General features: G+C 75.6%; 1 protein-coding gene and 1 pseudogene. Both read right to left on the reverse strand.

The window, feature by feature from the left end; genetic code table 11:
- Positions 1-739: pseudogene (locus NH602_RS30435) on the reverse strand (hypothetical protein); the annotation flags it as partial.
- A 57-nt stretch (positions 740-796) separates the two neighbouring features.
- The coding region (gene ftsW / locus NH602_RS30440) for a putative lipid II flippase FtsW (protein WP_256496152.1) at positions 797-2,079 on the reverse strand (1,283 nt) is incomplete at its 5' end.

A 2,079-nucleotide genomic window follows, 5' to 3' on the forward strand; every position in this document is an offset into this window, starting at 1 on the left:
GTCGCGGTGCGCCGTCCAGGCCGCGCGGACCACCGTCCGGGGCGACGCCGTCCGGTCCGTGGGACACGCCGTTCGGGCCCTGCGGAGCGCCCTGGTCCCCGCCCTCGGCAGCGCCGCGCGGGACACCGTTGCGCGGGGCGCCGTTCCGGGAGCCGCCGCTCCGGGGGGCACCGTTCTGCGGAGCGGCGCTCTGCGGGGTGCCGTTGCGCAGGTCACCGTTGCGCGGGGCGTCGTGGTGGTCGGCACCGTTGCGCGCGATGCCGTTCCGCGGGCCGTCGTGGCGGTCGGCGCCGTCGGGCCCGAGGCCCTCGTGCGGGGCGCCGTTCGCCGGCCGGGCCGCGCTGCGGTCGCCGTGCGCGACGCCGTTCGTCCCCTGCGGCCCGTCGCCGCTGCGGGGGGCGTCCGGGCGGCGGGACTGCGCGTGCGGGTCCCACCCGGTACCGGGCAGCCGCTGCGGGCCACGCGGACCCGGCTCCACGGACGGCTGCGACGCGGGGACCTGCGCCGACGGGGGCTCCGGAGCAGCGGAGGCATCGAACAGGTCGGCACCCGACGGGTACTCCGTGGGCCAGCCCGGCCGGCCGCCCGTGCCGCCCGCCCCGTCCGGGCCACCGAAGACCACACCGTCCGGCCGGACCTCGTGGGGCCCGGGAGCACGGCCGCCCATGGTCGGACGCCGGCCGGGCTCCCGGCCCGAGCCGGTGCCGTCGTTCCCGCCGGTCTGATCCGTACCCGTCACGCTCTCGTGCCCCTTGCGTCGTCCGTCGTGTCCGCTCCCACTCGGAGTGGGAGCGCCCTAGCGCGCCGCCCACCGCGACACCGGTGCCGGTGCGCGGTAGGGCTGCGGCAACGGCAGGCGCAGCAGCTTCGCCAGCCGCCCCTGCCCGTCCTTCCGGAGCGCGGCGACCGCCTCCGGCTCGTGCCGGGCCGCGTTCGTGAGCAGCCCGAACAGGAACATGGTCACCACCAGCGAGGTACCGCCGGAGGAGATCAGCGGGAGCTGCAGCCCGGTCACCGGCAGCAGTCCCACGACGTACCCGATGTTGATCGACGCCTGCACGACCATGCCCGCCGTCGACGTCGCGACGACGATCCGCAGCCACGGGTCGGTGTTGCGGGCGGCGATCCGCATGCCGGTGTAGGCCAGCGTCGCGAAGAGCGCGAGTACCGCACCCGCCCCGACCAGGCCCAGCTCCTCGCCGATGATCGCGAAGATGAAGTCGTTGTGGGCGTTGGGCAGGTAGTCCCACTTCGCCCGGCCCTGGCCGAGGCCGACGCCGAACAGGCCGCCGTCGGCGAGCGCGTACAGCGCCTGCGTCGCCTGGTAGGCCGGGCCCAGCGGGTCCGCCGACGACGACAGGAACGCCGTGATCCGGCTGGCCCGGTACCCGGCGGTCAGCCCGAGGATCACCGCGCCGGCCAGGCCGCCGCCCGCGATCAGCGCGAGCAGCTTCACCGGGGCGCCGCCGAAGTACAGCAGCGCGAGCATGATGATCCCGACCGAGATCGTCATACCGAGGTCGGGCTCCAGCACGAGCAGCGTGAAGATCACCAGCGTCACCGGGACGACCGGGTTGAGGGCGTGCTTCCAGCGGTGCATCACGGCGCGGCGGGCGGCGAGCACGTGGGCGCCCCACAGCGTCAGCGCGATCTTCACACCCTCCGACGGCTGCAGCGAGACCGGGCCGAACGCGAACCAGGACCGGGCGCCACCGCGCAGCGCACCGATCCCCGGGATCAGCACCAGGACCAGCGCGACCAGGCCGATGATCAGCAGTACCGGAGCCGCGGCGCGCAGGCGACGCGGGGGGACCCGCAGGCCCACGTAGAACAGGACCAGCCCGACCGCGCAGAACATCAGCTGACGGGTGAACACCGAGTACGACGAGCCGTCGCCGACCGACGACGCGGACAGCACCATCACCAGCCCGAACAGGGTCAGCAGCCCGAAGACGCCGAGGATCAGGTGCAGCGAGGTCAGCGGGCGGCGCAGCCAGCGCCGCAGCCGCAGCACGGCCCCGCGGGTGCCGGTCACGGCGGCCTGGCCGAGCGTGCGGTCCGGCGCGGCCGGGCTCACCG

It is taken from the genome of Pseudonocardia sp. McavD-2-B (genome assembly GCF_024124365.1).
Taxonomy (GTDB): domain Bacteria; phylum Actinomycetota; class Actinomycetes; order Mycobacteriales; family Pseudonocardiaceae; genus Pseudonocardia; species Pseudonocardia alni.